This window comes from Micromonospora sp. CA-269861 (genome assembly GCF_050948505.1).
In the GTDB taxonomy this organism is placed as follows: domain Bacteria; phylum Actinomycetota; class Actinomycetes; order Mycobacteriales; family Micromonosporaceae; genus Micromonospora.
This window is the reverse complement of record NZ_CP192014.1, coordinates 2,021,676-2,040,880: the sequence shown is the minus strand read 5'-3', so window position 1 is coordinate 2,040,880 and position 19,205 is coordinate 2,021,676. Positions and strand designations below refer to the sequence as shown.

General features: G+C 70.1%; 16 protein-coding genes. 3 read left to right on the top strand and 13 right to left on the bottom strand.

Annotated elements, in window-relative coordinates; all coding sequences use genetic code 11:
- Positions 1 to 115: 115 nt before the first annotated feature.
- From araA to ACQP0U_RS09350, 12 genes are all read right to left on the bottom strand, one after another.
- Positions 116 to 1,618 carry an L-arabinose isomerase gene (gene araA, locus ACQP0U_RS09405; protein WP_433317562.1) on the bottom strand — a complete coding sequence of 501 codons (1,503 nt, stop codon included), beginning with the start codon at positions 1,616 to 1,618 and terminating at the stop codon, positions 116 to 118.
- A 26-nt stretch (positions 1,619 to 1,644) separates the two neighbouring features.
- Positions 1,645 to 2,634 carry a galactofuranose ABC transporter, permease protein YjfF gene (gene yjfF, locus ACQP0U_RS09400; RefSeq protein ID WP_433317560.1) on the bottom strand — a complete coding sequence of 330 codons (990 nt, stop codon included), beginning with the start codon at positions 2,632 to 2,634 and terminating at the stop codon, positions 1,645 to 1,647.
- Positions 2,631 to 3,701 (bottom strand): ABC transporter permease, encoded by a 1,071-nt coding sequence (locus ACQP0U_RS09395; protein ID WP_433317558.1) that lies wholly within the window; start codon positions 3,699 to 3,701, stop codon positions 2,631 to 2,633. Before ACQP0U_RS09395 ends, yjfF begins: the two co-directional genes overlap by 4 nt.
- Positions 3,698 to 5,239 carry a sugar ABC transporter ATP-binding protein gene (locus ACQP0U_RS09390; protein WP_433317556.1) on the bottom strand — a complete coding sequence of 514 codons (1,542 nt, stop codon included), beginning with the start codon at positions 5,237 to 5,239 and terminating at the stop codon, positions 3,698 to 3,700. The genes ACQP0U_RS09395 and ACQP0U_RS09390 overlap by 4 nt, the downstream gene beginning before the upstream one ends.
- A gap of 188 nt (positions 5,240 to 5,427) precedes the next feature.
- Positions 5,428 to 6,432, bottom strand: a complete 1,005-nt coding sequence (locus ACQP0U_RS09385) for an ABC transporter substrate-binding protein (protein WP_433317554.1) — start codon at positions 6,430 to 6,432, stop codon at positions 5,428 to 5,430.
- Between the two features lie 128 nt (positions 6,433 to 6,560).
- Positions 6,561 to 7,253 carry an L-ribulose-5-phosphate 4-epimerase gene (locus ACQP0U_RS09380; RefSeq protein ID WP_433317552.1) on the bottom strand — a complete coding sequence of 231 codons (693 nt, stop codon included), beginning with the start codon at positions 7,251 to 7,253 and terminating at the stop codon, positions 6,561 to 6,563.
- Positions 7,250 to 8,932: a ribulokinase gene (gene araB / locus ACQP0U_RS09375; RefSeq protein WP_433317550.1), complete on the bottom strand. Its 1,683-nt coding sequence runs from the start codon at positions 8,930 to 8,932 to the stop codon at positions 7,250 to 7,252. Before araB ends, ACQP0U_RS09380 begins: the two co-directional genes overlap by 4 nt.
- A 621-nt stretch (positions 8,933 to 9,553) precedes the next feature.
- Positions 9,554 to 10,342 carry an ABC transporter permease gene (locus ACQP0U_RS09370; RefSeq protein WP_433317548.1) on the bottom strand — a complete coding sequence of 263 codons (789 nt, stop codon included), beginning with the start codon at positions 10,340 to 10,342 and terminating at the stop codon, positions 9,554 to 9,556.
- Positions 10,339 to 11,316, bottom strand: a complete 978-nt coding sequence (locus ACQP0U_RS09365) for an ATP-binding cassette domain-containing protein (protein ID WP_433317546.1) — start codon at positions 11,314 to 11,316, stop codon at positions 10,339 to 10,341. Before ACQP0U_RS09365 ends, ACQP0U_RS09370 begins: the two co-directional genes overlap by 4 nt.
- Positions 11,317 to 11,349: 33 nt before the next feature.
- On the bottom strand, positions 11,350 to 12,192 hold the full coding sequence (locus tag ACQP0U_RS09360; protein WP_433317544.1) for a DUF4097 family beta strand repeat-containing protein: 843 nt from the start codon (positions 12,190 to 12,192) through the stop codon (positions 11,350 to 11,352).
- 70 nt (positions 12,193 to 12,262) lie between these two features.
- Positions 12,263 to 12,787, bottom strand: coding sequence for a hypothetical protein (locus tag ACQP0U_RS09355; protein WP_433317542.1), 525 nt, complete (start codon positions 12,785 to 12,787; stop codon positions 12,263 to 12,265).
- A 91-nt stretch (positions 12,788 to 12,878) separates the two neighbouring features.
- Entirely contained in the window at positions 12,879 to 14,027 is a 1,149-nt protein-coding gene (locus ACQP0U_RS09350) for an FUSC family protein (RefSeq protein WP_433317540.1), read from the bottom strand.
- Between the two features lie 45 nt (positions 14,028 to 14,072).
- Here ACQP0U_RS09350 and ACQP0U_RS09345 point away from each other — a divergent pair, with 45 nt between their 5' ends.
- The 3 genes from ACQP0U_RS09345 to ACQP0U_RS09335 all read left to right on the top strand — a co-directional run bounded on the left by ACQP0U_RS09345 (position 14,073) and on the right by ACQP0U_RS09335 (position 18,423).
- Positions 14,073 to 15,155 (top strand): sigma-70 family RNA polymerase sigma factor, encoded by a 1,083-nt coding sequence (locus tag ACQP0U_RS09345; protein ID WP_433317538.1) that lies wholly within the window; start codon positions 14,073 to 14,075, stop codon positions 15,153 to 15,155.
- 33 nt (positions 15,156 to 15,188) lie between these two features.
- Positions 15,189 to 16,061 carry a YybH family protein gene (locus ACQP0U_RS09340; RefSeq protein WP_433317537.1) on the top strand — a complete coding sequence of 291 codons (873 nt, stop codon included), beginning with the start codon at positions 15,189 to 15,191 and terminating at the stop codon, positions 16,059 to 16,061.
- A gap of 130 nt (positions 16,062 to 16,191) precedes the next feature.
- Positions 16,192 to 18,423, top strand: a complete 2,232-nt coding sequence (locus tag ACQP0U_RS09335) for a hypothetical protein (RefSeq protein ID WP_433317535.1) — start codon at positions 16,192 to 16,194, stop codon at positions 18,421 to 18,423.
- A 9-nt stretch (positions 18,424 to 18,432) separates the two neighbouring features.
- On the opposite strand, the gene ACQP0U_RS09330 is transcribed toward ACQP0U_RS09335, so the two are convergent.
- On the bottom strand, positions 18,433 to 19,188 hold the full coding sequence (locus ACQP0U_RS09330) for an SDR family oxidoreductase (protein ID WP_433317534.1): 756 nt from the start codon (positions 19,186 to 19,188) through the stop codon (positions 18,433 to 18,435).
- Positions 19,189 to 19,205 lie beyond the last annotated feature (17 nt).

Genomic DNA, 19,205 nt, shown 5'->3' with positions numbered 1-19,205 from the left:
ACCCAATCGGCTGACGGTCGTGCTAGGCGGACACGCAAACGGGTGGCCCGCCCCTGCCCGAGGAATGTCAGGCAGGGACGGGCCACCCGTCCGGAGTGCGGCCGAACCGCGCGAATCAGAAGCCGCGGGCCAGCCGGTAGTAGGCCTGGTTCCAGCGCAGCTCGTCAGCGAAGCGGCGGGGCTCCGTGGCGGCGTCGATGACGACGAGCTCGGTACGGCTCATCTCCGCCAGGTCGTGCAACTCCTCCACGCCCACCGCCTGCGACAGCACGGTGTGGTGCGGGGCGCCCGCGGTGATCCACGCCTCGGCCGAGACCGGCAGGTCGGGGCGCGGTTGCCAGACGGCACGGGCGACAGGCAACCGGCGCAGCGGCTGCGGCGGGGACACCACGTCGATCTCGTTGGCCACGAGCCGGAAGCGCTCACCCATGTCAGCCAGGCCGAGCACCACAGCCGGACCGGGTGCGGCGTCGAACACCAGCCGGACCGGGTCCTCCCGACCACCGATGCTCAGCGGATGGATCTCCACGTTGGGCACGTCGGACGCGATGGTCGGGCAGACCTCCAGCATGTGGGCGCCGAGCACCAGCTCGTTGCCCGGGGTGAGGTCGTAGGTGTAGTCCTCCATGAACGACGTGCCGCCGCTCACGCCCACCGACATCGCCTTGAGGGTGCGGACCAGGACCGACGTCTTCCAGTCGCCCTCGCCGCCGAAGCCGTAGCCGTCCGCCATCAGCCGCTGCACGGCGATGCCCGGCAGCTGACGCAGCCCCCCGAGGTCCTCGAAGTTCGTCGTGAAGGCCCGGAAGCCGCCCGCGTCCAGGAAGGCGCGCATGCCCAACTCCAGGCGCGCGGCGTAGCGCAGCGAGTCGTGCTGGTCGCCGCCGGGCAGCAGTTCGCCGACGATGCGGTAGGTGTCCTCGTACTCCTTGACCAGGTCGTCCACCTGCGCGTCGGTGACCTCACCGACCACCTCGACCAGGTCGTTGACGCCGTAGGTGTTGACCGAGACCCCGAACCGCAGCTCAGCCTCGACCTTGTCGCCCTCGGTCACCGCGACGTCGCGCATGTTGTCACCGAAGCGGGCCAGGCGCAGCGACCGCATGGCCGACCAGCCCAGCGCGGCGCGCGCCCACGCACCGACCCGGGTGGTCACCCGCGGGTCGCTGACGTGCCCGGCCACCGTCTTACGGGCCACACCGAGACGCGTCTGGATGTACCCGAACTCGCGGTCGCCGTGGGCGGCCTGGTTCAGGTTCATGAAGTCCATGTCGATGTCGTTCCACGGCAGCAGAACGTTGGCCTGGGTGTGCAGGTGCAGCAGCGGCGTCTGCAACGCGTCCAGACCGGAGATCCACATCTTGGCCGGCGAGAACGTGTGCATCCAGGCGATGACCCCGACGGCACCCTGAGCGGCGGCGTCCCGGCAGACCTGCAGGATCTCACCGCTGTTGGTCAGGACGGGCTTCCAGACCACGCGGGCGGGAATCTGCGGTGAGTCGTCGAGCGCGGCCGCGATCTGGCGAGACTGCTCGGCCACCTGGCGGAGCGTCTCCTCGCCGTACATGCCTTGGCTGCCGGTGAGGAACCAGATCTCGGGTTCTGTGTGTGGTGCCATGGAGTTGCCTTCCGCGAGAGGGGCGGTCACTTGTAACGGATTCCGATGAGGCGCTGGAGGAGGATGAACGCGAAGAGCAGACCGCCAATCACGATCTTGGTCCACCAGGAGTTGAGGCTCCCATCGAAGGTGATGAGGGTCTGGATCACGCCCAGGACCAGCACGCCGAGCACCGTGCCGAAGACGTAACCCGCGCCACCGGTGAGCACCGTGCCACCGATGACGACAGCGGCGATGACGTCCAGCTCCATCCCCACGGCGATCAGAGGCGCGCCGGAGAGAGTGTAGAAGGACAGCAGGATCCCGCCGATGGCCGAGCACAGACCACTGATCGTGTAGACGGCGATCCGGGTCCGCCCCACCGGCAGGCCCATCAGCAGCGCCGACTGCGGGTTGCCGCCGATGGCGTACACGTTGCGTCCCAGCCTCGTGTAGGCCAGCGTGTACGCGGCGATGACGACCACCACGAAGGCGATCAGCACGCTGATCGACACGAAGTTGCCCCGGGGATCCCCGATCCGCTCCTGGGACATCGAGGTCCAGAACCCGTCGGTGATCGGGATCGACGCGCCCGAGATGAACGTGCACATGCCCCGGGCGAAGAACATCCCGGCGAGCGTGACGATGAACGGCTGGATCTCGAAGAAGTGGATGACGCAGCCCATCAACAGGCCGAGCGTCGGGCCGATGAGCAGGGCGATGACGAGCACCAGCGCCGCCGGCATGCCGTCCTTCAGCAGCGCGGCCGACACCATCGCCGTCATGGCGACGACCGACCCGACCGACAGGTCGATGCCACCGGTGAGGATCACGAAGGTCATGCCCACCGCGACGACGAGCAGGAAGCCGTTGTCGATGAAGACGTTGAAGATGACCTGGACGTTGGAGAACGCCGTGTACTGCGAGACACCGATGCCGTACATCACCAGCAGCAGGGCGAGCGTCGCCAGGACCGGTATCTGCTTCCTCGGCAGCCGGAACCGGGTACGACCGGCGGTGAGCGTTCCAGTGGTCATGCCGGCACCTGCTCCTTCGGCTTGTCGGCGATGGTGGCGGGCGGCGGGGCGTTGCGCCTGCGGCGGCTGAACTTGGCCCGGAAGGCCGGTGCCTGGATGAGGCAGACGGCGATGACGACCACCGCTTTGAACAGCAGCGAGGTCTGCGGTGAGATGTCCATGGCGTACACCGTGGTGGTCAGCGTCTGGATGATCAGCGCGCCGATGATGGTGCCGCTGAGGAAGAACCGACCGCCCGCGAGGGACGTACCGCCGATGACGACCGCGAGGATCGCGTCCAGCTCGACCCAGAGGCCGGCGGCGTTGCCGTCGGCGCTGGAGACGTTGGCCGTCATCATGAAACCGGCGACCGCTGCGCACGCGGCGCTGATCACGTACGCGAGGAAGATGACCCGGCCGGACCGGATGCCGGCGAGCCGGCTGGCCACGGCGTTGCCACCCACCGACTCGATGATCATGCCGAGTGCGGTGCGACGGGTGAACGCGGCGACGAGCAGGGCCGCGGCGAGAGCGATGAAGATGGCCAGCGGCAGGGTCAACGCGTGGCCCAGGCCGATCGCCCGGTACGGCTCGGAGTTGATGGTGATGATCTGGCCTTCGGTGATCAGCTGGGCGAGACCCCGACCGGCGACCATCAGGATCAGGGTGGCGATGATCGGTTGGATACCGATCACGGCCACCAGCACCCCGTTCCAGGCGCCGAGCACGAGCGAGACCCCCAACGCCATCGCGAGAGCGGTCACCACCACGCCGACGCTGTTCTGGTCGGGCTGCTTGCTGATGTACATGCAGGCGATCGCGCCGCTGATCGCGCAGAGCGAGCCGACCGACAGGTCGATGCCGCCTGTCGAGATGACCAGGGTCATCCCCAGTGCGACGAGGATCAGCGGTGCGCTCAACCGCAGGATGTCGATCGGCGTGCCGTACAGGTGCCCGTCCTTGAGCTCGATGGACAGGAACCCGGGTCGGTAGATCGTGTTCGCGGCGAGCATGACGAACAGCACGGCGGCGGGCCAGAACAGCCGGTGACCGATCATCGTCCGATAGCGGTTCATGGTGTCGTTCATCGGTCTGCCTCCTCCCGGTGGGATCCGCTGGCGATGGTCTGCATGATGCGGTCGGCGTCGAGGCTCTCGTCGTTGGCGAGCTGCGCGACCATCTGCCGGTCCCGCATCACCGCCACCTTGTGGCTGAGGCGCAGCACCTCCTCCAGTTCGGCGGAGATGAACAGCACCGCCATCCCCCCGTCGGACAGCTGCGTCACGAGCTTCTGGATCTCGGTCTTCGCGCCGATGTCGATGCCCCGGGTCGGCTCGTCGAGGATCAGCAGTCGCGGCTCGGTGATCAGCCACCGGGCCAGGAGCACCTTCTGCTGGTTGCCGCCGGAGAGGTTGCGTACCGGCACCTCCGGGTCGGCGGGCCGGATGTTGAGCGCCTTGACGTACTTGTCGACCAGCTCGTCCTGGCGGCGACGCGGAATGGGCCGCAGCCAGCCGCGGGCCGCCTGCATGGCGAGGATCATGTTCTCGCGGACCGACAGGTCGGCGACGATCCCCTCCGCGCGGCGGTTCTCCGAACAGAAGCCCATACCGTGGTCGATGGCCTGGGCGGGAGTGCGCAGGCTGCTCGCCGTGCCGTCGACCGCGACCTGACCGCCGTCGGTCCGGTCGGCCCCGAACAGCAACCGCGCGACCTCGGTACGCCCGGAGCCGAGCAGGCCGGCCAGGCCCACCACCTCGCCGGCGTGGATGGTGAGGCTGAACGGCTCGACGGCGCCCGACCGACCGAAGTTCGACACCGCCACCAGGGGGGTGCCCTCCTCCAGCGCGGCCAGGTCCCGCCGGGAGTGCTCCTCGATGCCCTCCAGGACGTCGAGCTCCTTGCCAATCATCTTCTCCACCAGGGAGAGCTGGGGCAGCTCGGTGGTGAGGTACTCACCGACCAGCCCGCCGTTGCGCAGCACGGTGATCCGGTCGGCGATCTCGTAGACCTGGTCGAGGAAGTGGGTCACGAACAGGATGGCGATGCCCTCGTCGCGCAGTTGCCGGATGATGCGGAACAGCTGCGCCACCTCGCCGGCGTCGAGGCTGGACGTCGGCTCGTCCAGGATCAGCACCCGGGCCTGGATGTCGATCGCGCGGGCGATGGCGACCATCTGCTGAATAGCCAGGGAGTACGAGCCGAGTGGCGCGCTGACGTCGAGGTCGAGGTCGAGGCGGGCCAGCAGGGCTCGGGCGCGGCGGCGAACCTCACCCCAGCGGACGGCGCCGAGGAGCCGAGGCTCACGGCCGATGAAGATGTTCTCCGCCACGGACAGGTTGGTGCAGAGGTTGACTTCCTGGAAAACGGTGCTCACACCGGCGGCGGTCGCCTGCATCGGCCCGGTGAACGACACGGGCTCGCCATCGAGGGTGATCGCGCCCTCGTCGGTGTCGTAGACGCCGGTGAGCACCTTGATGAGGGTCGACTTGCCGGCGCCGTTCTCGCCCATCAGGGCGTGCACCTCGCCGGGGAAGAGCCGGAAGTTGACGTCGTGGAGTGCACGCACCCCGGGGAAGGATTTGCTGATCCCGGTCATCGTCAGGACCGGACGGCTATCCGTCATCCCATCAGACCTCTTCTGGGTTGTCGACACGGAAGGGCCGCTACGCTCCCGCCACGCCCACCCGGTCGTCCCTGGGGGTCGCTCGGGCGGGCGTGGTACGGGGGTCGTCGCGGGCCAAGCCCGGTCCGTTTCGGGTATGGGGGCGACGCGGCGGGGCCGCCACGCGAGCGCGGCGACCCCGTCGTCGATCAGTACTTACGGTTGGGCAGAGCTTCCTTGGCCTGCTCGGTCGTGAAGGTGGTCTCCTCGGTCTCGATCCGAGCGGGCACCTCCTGGCCGGCCTTGACCTTCTTGGCGAGGTCCATCAGCTGGGGGCCGAGCAGCGGGCTGCACTCTGCGATGAAGTTGAACTTCCCGTCGGCGAGAGCCTGCATGCCGTCCTTGACAGCGTCGATCGTGATGATGGTGATGTCCTTGCCGGGCACCTTGCCGGCGGCGGTGATCGCCTCGAGCGCGCCCAGGCCCATGTCGTCGTTGTGCGCGAACAACACGTCGATCTGCTTGTTGGCCTTGAGGAACTGCTCCATGACCTGCTTACCGCCGGCCCGGGTGAAGTCGCCCGTCTGCGAGGCGATGACCTTCAGGTTCGGGTTGGCGGCGATCGCCTCACCGAAGCCCTTCTTGCGATCGTTGGCCGGCGCCGCGCCCGTGCTGCCCTGCAGCTCGACGATGTTCACCGGACCCGAGGCGCCCTTCTTCTGCTCGACCAGCCACTCGCCCGCGAGCTTGCCCTCCTTGACGAAGTCCGAGCCGAGGAAGGTCTTGTACAGCGACTTGTCGGCCGAGTCCACCGAGCGGTCGGTCAGGATGACCGGGATGCCGGCGTCCTTGGCCTCCTTGAGAACTGTGTCCCACCCGGACTCCACCACCGGCGAGAAGGCGATGACGTCGACCTTCTGCTGGATGTAGTTGCGGATCGCCTTGATCTGGTTCTCCTGCTTCTGCTGCGCGTCGTCGAACTTCAGCTCGATTCCGGCCGCCGTGGCGGCCTCCTTGATCGAGATGGTGTTCGCGGTACGCCACCCGCTCTCCGCACCGACCTGGGAGAAGCCCATCGTGATCTTGCCGTCGTCCTTGGTGCCGCCGCCGCCGGTGTCGCTGTTGCCGCAGGCCGCCACGCCGCCGACCAGCAGCACGCTGGCGAGGACCACGGCAGCGCGCCACGGCGCGGACTGCGTTCGCATCTTTCCCATCGAATCTCCTTGGCTGGATGTGGTGGGTAACCGCGCCAACCGCCGAGGTGCGAAAGAGCGGCTTACGCGGGTGGTGCGTGCTGGTGCGCGTGGTGCAGACCGACGGGTCTCAAATGGGCGGTGCAGGGTCAGGAACCCGCCGGTGCGACTGGTTGTTGACCGTAGACGTTCTGGTAACGGTCATAAAGAGCATCAATGTCTGCCTGCGCCATCGGCACCGGCTGCCCGAGGGTGTGGGCCAGGTGCGCGGTACGGGCCACGTCCTCGCACATGACCGCCGCCTTGACCGCGGCGCGGGCGTCGCGGCCGATGGTGAACACGCCGTGGTTGCGCATCAGCACCGCGGGCGAGCGGTGCCCGGAGAGTGTGGCGACGATGCCCTTGCCGATGTCGTCACCGCCGATCAACGCGAACGGGCCGATCGGGATCTCGCCGCCGAACTCGTCGGCCTGCGCGGTGAGGTGGCAGGGGATCGACTCCCCGCACGCGGCCCAGGCGGTCGCGTACGAGCTGTGCGTGTGCACGACCCCACCGACCTCCGGCATGGCGCGGTAGACGTAGGCGTGGGCGGCGGTGTCGCTGGACGGGGCGAAGTCGCCCTCGACGAGTACGCCGTCGAGGTCACACACCACCATCGTGGCCGCGGTGAGGTCGTCGTAGCTCACCCCACTCGGCTTGATCACCATCAGATCCTGGCCGGGGACCCGCGCGGAGACGTTGCCGGACGTCCAGGCGACCAGGTTGTACCGGGTCAGCTCGGCGTGCAGGCGGGCAACGGTCTCGCGCAGCTCGCTGATCTGTCGGGTCACCTCGGTGTTCACGCCACCACCTCCAGCGGGGTCTCGTGCGCGGTCGCCGCGGTCTCGACCGCCGCGTTACGGATCGCCCGGAGTCGGAGCATGACGTCGTTGCCGCCGCGGCCGAAGTGGTCGTGCAACGCCCGGTACTCGGCGTAGAGGGCGTCGTAGGCGCGCGCCCGCTCGGGGTCCGGGCGGTAGACGGCCTCGTGCACCCGACCCATCGCCTGCGACGCCTCGTGGATCGAGGGGAACTCACCGGCGGCGACGGCGGCGTGGATCGCCGAGCCCAACGCCGGCCCCTGCGCCGAGGCGATGATGTTCAGCGGTCGCCTGGTCACGTCGGCGTAGATCTGCATCAGCAGCGCGTTGTTGGTCAGGCCACCGGCGATCACCAGGTCATTCACCGGGACACCGGCGTCGACGAACGCCTCGATGATCATCCGGGTGCCGTACGCGGTGGACTCCAGCAGCGCCCGGTAGATGTCCGGTGGCCGGGTGGCCAGGGTCATCCCGACGATCATCCCGCTGAGGTCGTGGTTGACCAGCAGGGAACGGTTGCCGTTCCACCAGTCCAGGGCGACCAGGCCGTGCGCCCCGACGGGCTGACTCGCGGCCAGCTCGGTGAGGCGTTCGTGCGAGTCGATGCCGGCCGGGGCGGCGTGCTCGACGAACCAGCCGAAGATGTCGCCGACGCCGCTCTGCCCGGCCTCGTAGCCCCACGCGCCGGGGCTGATGCCGCCGTCCACGACACCGCACATGCCGGCCACCTCGGCGACCTCCGCGCCGTTGACGACGTGGCAGGTCGAGGTGCCCATGATGGCGACGAGCCGACCGGGCTCAACCGCCTGCGCGGACGCCGCGGTGACGTGCGCGTCGACGTTGCCGACAGCCACCGCGATCCCCTCGGGCAGGCCGGTCCACGCGGCGGCCTGGGCGGTGAGCGCGCCGGCGCGGGCGCCGAGGGGCAGCAACGGGCCGTCCAGCTTGGCCACGAAGTCGCCGAAGTTGGGGTTGAGCGCGGTCAGGAAGCCCTCGGACGGGTACTGACCGTCCTGCAGGATGCCCTTGTATCCGGCAGTGCAGACGTTGCGGGTCTCGGTGCCGCAGAGCTGCCAGACGATCCAGTCGGCCGCCTCGATGAAGCGCTCGGCCCGGTCGTAGATCTCCGGGTCCTCCTCCAGGATCTGCAGGCCCTTGGCGTACTGCCACTCGGCGGAGATCTTGCCGCCGTACCGGCCGATCCACGGCTCGGCCCGCTCGTGGGCCAGCGCGTTGATCCGGTCGGCGTGCGGCTGCGCGGCGTGGTGCTTCCACAGCTTGACCCAGGCGTGCGGTCGGTCGCGCAGCTCGGGCGTCTCGCACAGCGGGGTGCCGTCGGCGAGCGTCGGCAGCACGGTGCAGGCGGTGAAGTCGATGCCTATGCCGACCACCGCCGCCGGGTCCACCCCCGCGGCGGACACCGCCGCCGGGACGGCGTACCGCAGCACGTCGCGGTAGTCCTGCGGGTTCTGCAGGGCCCAGTCCGGGGGTAGCGATCGACCTCCCGGAAGCGCCGTACTGATCACGCCATCGCCGTACTCGTGCACCGCGGTCCCCAACTCGGCACCATCGCCGACACGGACCACCAGAGCTCGCCCGGACAGGGTGCCGTAGTCGACACCGACGACATAGCGGTCGTCAGCTCCGTCCACACGGTTCATGTTCACCTCCACCGTTAACGGGGATAGTGTTAACGCTCACATCCAGGCTCGTCAAGACATCTACCCGCAACAGCTCCGTAACGGAACGCGGAAGGCGGACCGACTCGGGAGGGTAGATAGCGGACCGGTGCAAAACGCACGATCCCGGCGTCGTCTTGGCCAGGAAGGCGACGAAGAGGGCGTCCGCGCGGAACGGATGCCGCCCGAAGAACCGTCGGCAGGCGGGGCGACAGGTCCAGCGCGCCGGACACTGCGGGACGACCGTCCGATAGCGACCACTTCTCTTCCGGCGAAGATGGCAGCGATAACATCGCCGAGACGTCGCACTCCCGTGCTCAGATCCGCGCCACAGCCATCGGTGACCTTGCGGGCTCACGGGTGAGCGCGCCGGAGGGGCGACCCGCACAGCGCACAGCCGGACGACGCGCCAGTGTTATCGATAACATTCAACGTCTCCAGGCGCCCGCGCCACCCCGGTCGGCCCGCTGACCGGATGGCAGCGGGGAGCAAGGGCTCACGCCGCCGGCCCGCAGGTCGCGCGACGCCACGAGCCGGCGGCCCGACCCCGTGGGCCGAGCCGCCGGCTCTTTGTTGCGATGGCGAGACCGAGCGCCGGTCGGATCACGCCGCCCGGTTGCGGTTGTACAGGGTCTTGGCCCAGAGGAAGCAGCCCACGGTGATGACGGCGCACCAGACGACCGAGATGATCCCGTTGGCGCCGATCCCGGTGCCCAGCAGCAGGCCGCGAAGGGTCTCCATGACGGGCGTGAAGGGCTGGTAGTCCGCGAACAACCGCACGGCGGTCGGCATGGAGTCGGTGGGGACGAACCCGCTACCGAGGAACGGCAGAAGGATCAGCGGCATGGGCAGGTTGCTGGCCGTCTCGACGCTGTCACTGACCAGACCAAGGGCGACGGACAGCCAGGTGAGCGCAAAAGTGATCATGGCGAGGACACCGATCGCGGCGAGCCACTCGACCGGGTTGGCCGTCGGCCGGAACCCGACAAGCAGCGCCACCACGGTGACGGCCGCGAGGCTGAGCGTGGTCTGGATCAGGCTGCCCAGTACGTGACCCGTCAGGACCGACGGTCGGAAGATCGACATCGTGCGGAACCGGGCGATGATCCCCTCGGTCATGTCCATCGCCACCGAGATGGCGGTGCCCTGCGCGGCGCTGACCACCGTGATGAGCAGGATGCCGGGGGTGACGTAGTTGGCGTAATCGGAGCGGTCACCGGTCGGGCCGAGGCCGGCGCCGAGCGTGCCGCCGAAGACGTAGACGAAGAGCAGCAAAATGATGATCGGGATGCCGATGAGCAGGAACGTCATCGACGGGTACCGCCGCATGTGCAGCAGGTTGCGCCGCAGCATGGTGCTCGAGTCGCGGACGGCGAGGGAGAGGGTGCTCATCGCGCGGGAGCCCTTTCGTGGTCGGGTCGGCTGGCCCGGGTGTCGGGCTGACCGGTGAGGGTGAGGAAGACGTCGTCGAGGTCGGGGGTGTGCACGGAGAGCCCCGCCACGCTGATCGAGGCTCGGTCGAGCCGGTCGAGCAGGGAACGCAGCGACCCGACTCCGCCGTCACTGGGCACCTGGAGGGTGAGTGCGGCGTCGTCCCGGGTGGCGGCCTCGAACGTCCGGGCCGCCGAGTCGAGCCCCTCCTGGTCGGCGAACTGCAACACGACGTGCCCGCCCGGAATGAGCCGCTTGAGCTCGCGTGGCGTGCCCTCGGCGATCAGTCGGCCGTGGTCGAGGAACGCCACCCGGTCGGCGAGCTGGTCGGCCTCCTCCAGGTACTGCGTGGTGAGCAGGATGGTGACGCCCTCGGCGGCGAGTGCGCGGATGATCTGCCACATGGCCCGGCGGCTGCGCGGGTCGAGACCGGTGGTCGGCTCGTCGAGGAAGATGACGCGGGGTTCGCCGACCAGGGTCATCGCGAGGTCGAGCCGTCGGCGCATGCCACCGGAGTACGTCGACACCGGCTTGCCCGCCGCCTCGGTCAGGTCGAACTGGTCGAGCAGGTCCGCGATCCGTCGCCGGCCGGCGGCCCTGTCCAGGTGGCACAGGTCGGCCATCAAGCTCAGGTTCTCCCGTCCGGTCAGCAGGTTGTCGACGGCGGAGAACTGGCCGGTGACGCCGATCAGCGCGCGTACCGCGTCGGGCTCTCGGGTCAGGTCGTGGCCGAAGACCCGGGCGTTACCGCCGTCGGCCTCGATCAGGGTGGAGAGGATCTGCACCGTGGTGGTCTTGCCGGCGCCATTGGGACCGAGCAACGCGAAGATCGTGCCCTCGGTGATCATCAGGTCGATGCCGTCCAGCACGACCTTGTCGCCGTAGGACTTGCGCAGGTCGGTGGCGACGATCGCGGGGTTCGTGGAGCTGGTCATGGTCTCCTCATTTGTGGTCGGCGTGGTGGTGGGTCAGGCGCGGCGGATCATGATGTCGCCGTAGGAGGTGTTCGCCCGGACCTCGACCGTGTCGTCGGTCTGCGCCGGGCTGTCGGTCGACTCCAGCGCGTTGTGCACGCGGCCGTGCTTGGAACTGACGTCGAGCCAGGCGGCGGTCCCGCGACGGATGCCGACCTCGATCGCGCCAAAGGAGGTCTGCACGTCGATCGAGCCACGTGCGACCTCACCGAGCCGGAGGTTGCCGTAGGCGGTGCGCGCCGTCACCGAGGCCTGCGCCGCGTCAACGGTGATGTCGCCGTAGGCCGTGTTGATCCGGACGTCGCCACCGCTGCGGCCGACCCAGCAGTCGCCGGACGAGTTCTTGATCTCGGCGGTGTCGTCGACAACGCCGATGCGCACCTTGCCGGACGAGGCCTTCACCCGGGCGGAACCCAGGACACGCGCGACCGCGACCTCGCCGTGGCTGCTGTCGACCTCCAACGGTCCGGTCTCGTCGAGCCGGATGCCGCTCCCGGTCTTGATCCGGCAATCGCCGAGCCGACCCTCGCAGCGGAACGCCGCCCACGACGACTCGGCGTACAGCCGGGAGCCGGTCGGCACCTCGATCTGGACGTCGACCGACGGGCCGGGACCGAACCCGTAGCGGCGCCAGCTCTTCGGCACCCGGATCACCAGTCGCCCGGCGGCGAACTCGACTGTGGTCTGGTCGGCGGCGCTCACGTCGGCCTTGCTCGACGGGTCGCGGGGCCGCACCGTCACCACCGTGTCGGTGCGGTCGCTCGCGGCGATCCAGGCATCGCCGATCGGCAGCTCGATCTGGACGGAAATCGGCTCTGGGGTGTCGAAAACAGGCATGGTGGTCTCCCGAAAGGTCGTCGGCGAAGGTCACCGCTGGTCAGCGGTGCGGCGGAAGGGGTACGGGGAGTTAGCGGGCCCAGCCGGTGAAGTGCTGACCGGAGGTCGGCTCCACTCGGCGGGATGGACGACGTTGCGTATCGCCCGCCCCGATGGCGCCGGCGACGGCACGCACCAGCCAGGCGTTGACGGAGAGCCCGGCGCGCCCAGCGGCGTCCTCGACGCTGGCCTTCAGGTGGTCGGGGAGCCGGAGGTTGATCCGCGAGGTGCCGCCCTCGTCACCGTCGGGCGCGGACACCGGCACCGACAGCGGTGGCGGGCCGCTGGGCTCGCTCGCCGCCTCGACGGACGGGCTGGCCGGCGTCACCACGAAGTCGGGCTCACGCCCGCGCAACCGGACGTGCACCGAACCGGGCGCGAGGTCACGGGTGATCTCGTCGGCCGCGTCGGAGAGGGCTTCGAGCAGCGTGAGACGGGTGGCCGACTCCAACTGCGCGAAGAGCCGTTCGGCAAGCACCCGGGCCTCCGGATCAACCCCCTCCGCAGCCACCGCGAACTCGTTGCGCAGATTCTCGACGTACGACCTCAGCTCCATGACACCATCATGGCACCACTTTGGCTCAAGGTGCAACCGTCATGGCTCAAGAAGGTGTCATCACCTGGCTCCACTGCTGGCCACCGGGCTGTCAGAGGTCACCGAAGACCCTCCTGACCAGGTGATTCGCGTCCTCCTGGCTCAGGCCGGAGGCCACCAGGAGGTCGCTGACTGTCGTACGGACCTGCGCCACCACGACCGCGCCGGAGAAGCCGACGCCGTCCCGATAGGCGTGCCCGGCCGTCCGGACCGCTTGCAGCGCCTGCTCCCGTGCCCGATTCGGCTCGGCACCGGCGGCGAACTGCCGCTTGAGCAGGCGGACGGCCTCGGCGAGATCAATAAGCGCCGTCGGTAGCGACTCCGGCACCGGTTCGCCGTCCTCGATGAGCGTCACCGACCGTCGGATCAGGGTGCCGCTGTTGCGCATCGCCCGGTCGATCGGCTCCGCCGCCCGCGCGTAACGGCCCACCGGCCCATGCCGTTGGTGCCAGTACACAGGTGACAGGGTGCTCGCCTCCCGGGCGCCCTGCGTCGCCTCGACGAACGCCTTCAACCGGCCGCCGCTCTGCCGCAGCTCCCCCCGGGCGGTACGGGCCCGATCGGCGTCCCGCCGGGTCAGCGCCTCGGCGGTGGCGTCGAGCTGGGTCGCGAGGAGATCCAACGCCGGACGCGCGGCCCGGTTGAGCACCCGTAGCGGGTTCAGCGGCAGCAACACGGCGGTGACCAGCAGCGCCACCCCTCCCCCGATGAGCGCGTCCACGAACCGGGGGATCTCCAGATCGCGGACGGCTGGGCTGAGCGTGCAGATGAGCACCGCCGTCGCCCCGGCCTGGATCACCACCGCCGCGCTGCCCGCGAGGAACAGCGCCACGACGATCGCCAGCACGACGATCAGGGCGAGCTGCCACCACCCGGTGCCGATCACCAGGAGCAGCGCGTCGCCGATCAGCACCCCGACGGTGACACCGATGATCAGCTCGACGGTGCGACGCAACCGCTGGCCGACCGACGCGGCGAGAGTCGAGACGGCGGAGATCGGCGCGAAGACCGGCTGCGACACATGCAGCAGCGAGTGCGCCACGTACCAGGACAGCCCCGCAGCGAGGCCGGCCTGCAGGGCGAGGCCGCCGATGGTCCGTACCCGACGGATCCGGTCGCGCAAGGCGGCCGCCACGCGGTCCCAGCTCCGGGCGACTGCCGACGGGCCCGCGTCCGCTCCGCGCCGACCGGCAGCGACCATGGCGGCACCTACCCCGCCACGAGCGGATCAACCCTCCCGACCGCCATGGGGTCGAGACCCACCCGACTCGGCGACGACCAGGCGTGGACCGCGCCGGAGGTAGGCTCCAGCACCGTGACGATCGCTCGGCTGATCGACGAACACCGCGCCGAGCTGACGGCGCACTGCTACCGGATGCTCGGCTCGTTCCACGACGCCGAGGACGCCGTGCAGGAGACCTTCACGCGGGCCTGGCAGAGCCGCCACCGGTACGAGGACCGCGGCGCCGAACGCGCCTGGCTCTACACGATCGCCACGAACCGGTGCCTCACGATGATCGAGCGTCGAGGCCGCCGCCGGGAACTGCCGACCGACCTGACCCCTGGCGCCGCCGCCCTGGCCGAGACGGCATGGCTCGGGCCGTACCCGGACCGGCGGTCAGCGCCCGTCGACCAGCGGGACCCCGCGCAACGACTGGTCGACACTGAGCACCTGGAGTTGGCGTTCGTCGCGTCGCTGCAACGCCTGCCCGGCCGGCAGCGGGCCGTGCTGCTGCTGCGCGACGTGCTCGGTTACCCCGCCGCCCAGGTCGCCGAGCTGCTGGGCACGTCCACCCCGGCGGTCAACAGCGCCCTGCAACGGGCCCGCCGGGGCCTGGACGCGCTACGCCCGACCGACAGCCAGCAGGTGGAGCTGAGCGGCCTCGGCGAGGCGAAGGTACGCGAGCTGGCCCGGCGGTACGTGACCGCGTGGGAGAACGGCGACGTCGACGCCATCCTGGCGATGCTCACCGACGACGCCCGGTACTCGATGCCGCCGCTGCCCCAGTGGTACGAGGGTCACGAGGCGATCAGGCGGTTCCTGCTGGACGGCCCCCTGGCGCTGCGGTGGCGGTTCGTCCCCACGTACGCGAACGGGCAACTGGCCTTCGGGACGTACCTCTGGAGCCCGCAGGCGTCGGTCTTCACGGCGGCGGCCCTGGACGTCGTCGCCCTACGCGGCGGCCGGATCGCCGAGGTGGTGTCCTTCCTGACCCCGGAGACCCTGCGCATCTGCGGCCTGCCGACGCAGCTGGGCCAGGGGTCCGACCGGGACGGCGAGATTCGGTCGGCAGGCGGCGATGAGTTCGTCGGCCCGCGCGGGTTGTAGAGGTGAGAGCAACCCGACCGACGAGGGAGCACCATGGCCGACGACGAGACCCAGATCCGCGAGCTGATCGAACAGTGGACGCGGGCGGTGCACGCCGGTGACCTGCCCGGCGTACTCGCCCAGCACGCCGCGGACATCGTCATGTACGACGTCCCGCCACCGCACAACGGCGTCCGGGGCATCGAGGCGTACGAGCGGACCTGGCCGGACTTCTTCCGCTGGCAGGCGTCGGGGGCCGCCTTCGAGCTGACCAGCCTCGACATCACCGCGGGCGACACGGTCGCCTACGCCACCGCGCTGCTGCGCTGCGGCACCCCCGACGACCTGGCCAGACGCCCCGATCTCCGGCTGCGGCTGACCCTCGGCCTGCGCAAGGAGAACGGCTCGTGGGTCGTGGCACACGAACACCACTCGTTCGCCGACGACGGTGGCGCGGACGAGCGCGAGACCTCCGAGCGCGAGGTGCGCGACCTGCACCAACGCTGGTACGAGGCGACCGAGGCCAAGGACCTCGACGGGATCATGGAACCGGTGGCCGAGAACGTCGTCTCGTACGAGCACGAACGGCCGCTGGAGTACGTCGGCCGCGACCAGGTTCGCCAGGTCTGCGCCAACGGCCTCGACATCAGCACCGGGACCGTCACCTGGACCGTTCCGGATCTGGCGGTCGTCGTCCGCGACGATGTGGCCGTGGCGTGGGGCCTCAACCGGATGACCGCGCAACAGCCGGACGGCACCACGGCCGTGAGCTGGTCACGGGGCACACGGGTTTTCCAGCGGGCCGGGCGGGGCTGGGAGATGGTCCACCAGCACGTCTCGTTCCCCTTCGACCCGGACACCGGGCGGGCGAGGGCCGATCTGACCCCACCCCGGCGCACTGGTGGCGACCCGGCCAACGGCGATTGAGGGCGTCCGGTTCGGGTAGACCCGGCTCTGCCGTCTCAGTGGTCGGCGGCCCCGGCGCGTGGCGTCGGGGCTGGGCCGCGGGACACGGGCTGCGAAACGCCTCGGGGGGACGTCGGATGGATCAGCGCGGTTGAGCGGGCCGGACAACTCCGGTGACGTCGTGGAGCTACGGGTGCACGGGGTCTCCGGCGCGAGCGCCGCACAGGTGCTGGGCCTGCAGCAGACCGGGCAGGTCGCAGGTGACCGCAATGGCGGGTTCTACCGGCCGCGCCCCCCGTGCTCGGACAGCGCCGGGGCGCGCGGGGTGACGGTTGAGGCGTACCGCTGGGGTGACCTGCCCTCCGGGACCGTGGCCCGCACCCTGGCGGTGGTCTTCCTCTTCCCCTTCATGCTGGTCAACGTCGCGATCTGGATGCGCCCGGCGAACCCCGGTTCCGAGGCTTCGGTCAAGTCCCTGTGCCGGGTGCTGGCGCTCACGCTCACCGTGTTGTACGTGCTCGCCATCGCCGGGGTCGCACTGGATCTCGTCGGTTGGAAGTGCCTGGGCTCGGCGGACTGCCTGACCGGACGCAGTTGGTTGTCCTGGTTGGGTGGGCGGCCGGTCGGGCAGCGGCTGGCGGTGCTCGCGCTCGTCCCGGCCGCCGCGATCGGCCTGATCTGGCGGGTGAGCTGCCGTCCGGGCCGGACGTTCGAGGCGTTTCGCGCACCCGATCAGGGCATCTCCGCGTCTCGGCTCGGCACCATCGGCCAGTGGGACGCCGAGCCGCTGGTGGGCCGGTTGCGGGCCATCCACGTCGCCGCGGCCTTCGCGACGCTGGACCTCGTCCTGCTCCTGGCCCGAGGCGCGGGTGACGCCTCCGCGTCCACGATCGCGCTGACGGCGATCACGGGGATCGTCCTGGCGGGCTGCGTGGGGCTGCTCTGCACTCCGCCGCTGATGGACCGGGCCGCCGGCGACCAGCGGCTCGACCGCGTCACCCGCACCCTCCGGACCGCTGCCATCGTCGTGACAGTTGTCGTCGTGACGCACGTGCTGACCAGCTCACGGCCGTGGCAGCAGGAGCACGGGCTCCCCGGGTACGACACGACCCTGGCCGGTCTGTTCGTGGCGCAGACGACGCTGCTGGCCGCCCTGGGCGTGGTGCTGCTCTGGCACCGGCGCCGGGAGCAGGGCGCTACCCCGCTGTTCGGGCTGGGCGCTCTCGTTGTCGCCGCCACCGGGATCAGTATGGCGGTGGCGTACTCCGCCGAGCTGGTCTACCGGGTGGCGGACTTTTTGGACCGCGACGTGCCGACCGGAGAGGGCATCGCCTCCGGCCCGCCCCGGGCCTACACCTGGGCGATCTACGGCTTCTTTCGCGCCCTGCTGGTCACGGTGATCGTCGCTGGCCTCGTCGTCCTGATCTCCCGCCGAGGTCGACGCCGGGCCGCGGCGGCGATAGTCGCGCGCGACTTCCCGGACCCACCGGTCGAGGCGCGGCCCCGACTGCGACAGGTCCGAGACGCGATAGCTCGGGCCCGCTTCACCGAGAAGCTGGTGCCGCTGGCCGTGCTCTACGGATGTCTCGCCGGGCTCGCCACCGCCACCACCACCATCGGCCTGCTGGGGCAGTTCCCGAGCGACGTCATCGAGCGGAACGCGAGGTTGCCGGCGGACGCGGTCACGTTCGGCATCGCGTTCGGTAGCTGGGTCATCGCGGCGGTCATCCTCGGGATGATCGTCGGCGGCATCTTCGCGTACCGGACCGAGCCGTACCGCCGACACATAGGTGTCCTCTGGGACCTTGGCACCTTCTGGCCCCGGGCCGCCCATCCGTTCGCGCCGCCCTGCTACTCCGAGCGGGCCGTGCCGGAACTGGCCCGCCGGATCACGTACCTGGTCGAGCGCGGCGACGCGGTGCTGCTCACCGGGCACAGCCACGGCTCGGTCCTGCTCGCCGCCACGGTGCTCCAGTTGCCTCCGCAGGTCGGCGACCGGGTCGCCCTGCTCACCCACGGGTCACCGCTGCGCCGCCTCTACGCGCGGCTCTTCCCCGCCTACGTCGACGACGCGGCGCTGCACGAGATCGGCCGGCGGGTGGGGTGGCGCTGGGTGAACCTGTGGCGCGACACCGACCCCATCGGCGGTTGGGTCTTCTTTCCGCATCCGCCGCCCGCGCCGGCCACAGCCGGTGACCCGGCCGCCGGGGTGGATCGCCGACAGCGTGATCCCCGCGACGTGGTGACGCCCCCCGGGGACAGCGTCGCCCCACCCATCCACGGACACTGGCCCGGCGAGTCCGACGAGCCGTTCACCGAGGCGGTACGGGAGTTGGTGCGGCGCCTCGGCGGGCGCACCGACCCGCCCGGGTCGCCGGGGTGACGGGCCGGCTCACCGTCCCCGGCTCGCCCGCGTACGCCAGTCGTCCAGGGTGGTGCCGGGTATGCGGGCGCCATCGGCGGGGACGAGCGAGCGTTCGCCCAGCTTGGCGCCGAAGTACCGGGCATCGGGGTCGGCCACCACCGAACGGGGGTCCTGCTGGTCGGCGAGGAGGGACCGGCCCAGCTCGTCGAGGTGGAACTGCTCCGGGCCGGCGACCTCGACCACGGAGTTCGTCGGCGCGCTGAGCACGACCTCGGCCACCGCGGCGGCGACGTCGTCCGCGGCCATCGGCTGAATGAGCACCGGCGCGAGGTGCACTGTGTCGCCGTCGGTGGCGGCGTCGATGATGCCCTGGAGGAACTCGAAGAACTGGGTGGCGTGCACCACCGAGTACGGGACTCCGGACGCGGCGATGAGCTTCTCCTGGGCGACCTTCGCGCGCATGTACCCGCTGTCCGGGATCCGGTCGCTCCCCACGATGGACAGCGCCACGTAGTGGTTCACCCCGGCGTCCGACGCGGCGGCGAGGAGCGTCCGGGTGGACGTCTCGAAGAACTCCAGCACGGCGGCGTCCTCGAACGAGGGCGAGTTCGACACATCGACGACGACTTCGGCCCCGGTGAGCACGTCGGCCACTCCCTCGCCGGTCAGGGTGTTCACGCCGGTCTTCGGCGATGCCGGCACCGTCTCGTGGCCCTGGGCGCCGAGGCGGTCCACGAGCTTGGAACCGATGAGGCCGCTGCCCCCGATGACGACGATCTTCATGCGCGAACCACGTCCTG

Bases quoted from the DNA above. Each gene is read 5' to 3' on its own strand.
- ACQP0U_RS09350 (WP_433317540.1), bottom strand. From the start codon at position 14,027: ATGGTCGCTGCCGGTCGGCGCGGAGCGGACGCGGGCCCGTCGGCAGTC.
- yjfF (WP_433317560.1), bottom strand. From the start codon at position 2,634: ATGACCACTGGAACGCTCACCGCCGGTCGTACCCGGTTCCGGCTGCCG.
- ACQP0U_RS09390 (WP_433317556.1), bottom strand. From the start codon at position 5,239: ATGACGGATAGCCGTCCGGTCCTGACGATGACCGGGATCAGCAAATCC.
- ACQP0U_RS09330 (WP_433317534.1), bottom strand. From the start codon at position 19,188: ATGAAGATCGTCGTCATCGGGGGCAGCGGCCTCATCGGTTCCAAGCTC.
- ACQP0U_RS09340 (WP_433317537.1), top strand. From the start codon at position 15,189: ATGGCCGACGACGAGACCCAGATCCGCGAGCTGATCGAACAGTGGACG.
- ACQP0U_RS09345 (WP_433317538.1), top strand. From the start codon at position 14,073: ATGGGGTCGAGACCCACCCGACTCGGCGACGACCAGGCGTGGACCGCG.
- araA (WP_433317562.1), bottom strand. From the start codon at position 1,618: ATGGCACCACACACAGAACCCGAGATCTGGTTCCTCACCGGCAGCCAA.
- ACQP0U_RS09360 (WP_433317544.1), bottom strand. From the start codon at position 12,192: ATGCCTGTTTTCGACACCCCAGAGCCGATTTCCGTCCAGATCGAGCTG.
- ACQP0U_RS09370 (WP_433317548.1), bottom strand. From the start codon at position 10,342: ATGAGCACCCTCTCCCTCGCCGTCCGCGACTCGAGCACCATGCTGCGG.
- ACQP0U_RS09385 (WP_433317554.1), bottom strand. From the start codon at position 6,432: ATGGGAAAGATGCGAACGCAGTCCGCGCCGTGGCGCGCTGCCGTGGTC.
- ACQP0U_RS09395 (WP_433317558.1), bottom strand. From the start codon at position 3,701: ATGAACGACACCATGAACCGCTATCGGACGATGATCGGTCACCGGCTG.
- ACQP0U_RS09355 (WP_433317542.1), bottom strand. From the start codon at position 12,787: ATGGAGCTGAGGTCGTACGTCGAGAATCTGCGCAACGAGTTCGCGGTG.
- ACQP0U_RS09365 (WP_433317546.1), bottom strand. From the start codon at position 11,316: ATGACCAGCTCCACGAACCCCGCGATCGTCGCCACCGACCTGCGCAAG.
- araB (WP_433317550.1), bottom strand. From the start codon at position 8,932: ATGAACCGTGTGGACGGAGCTGACGACCGCTATGTCGTCGGTGTCGAC.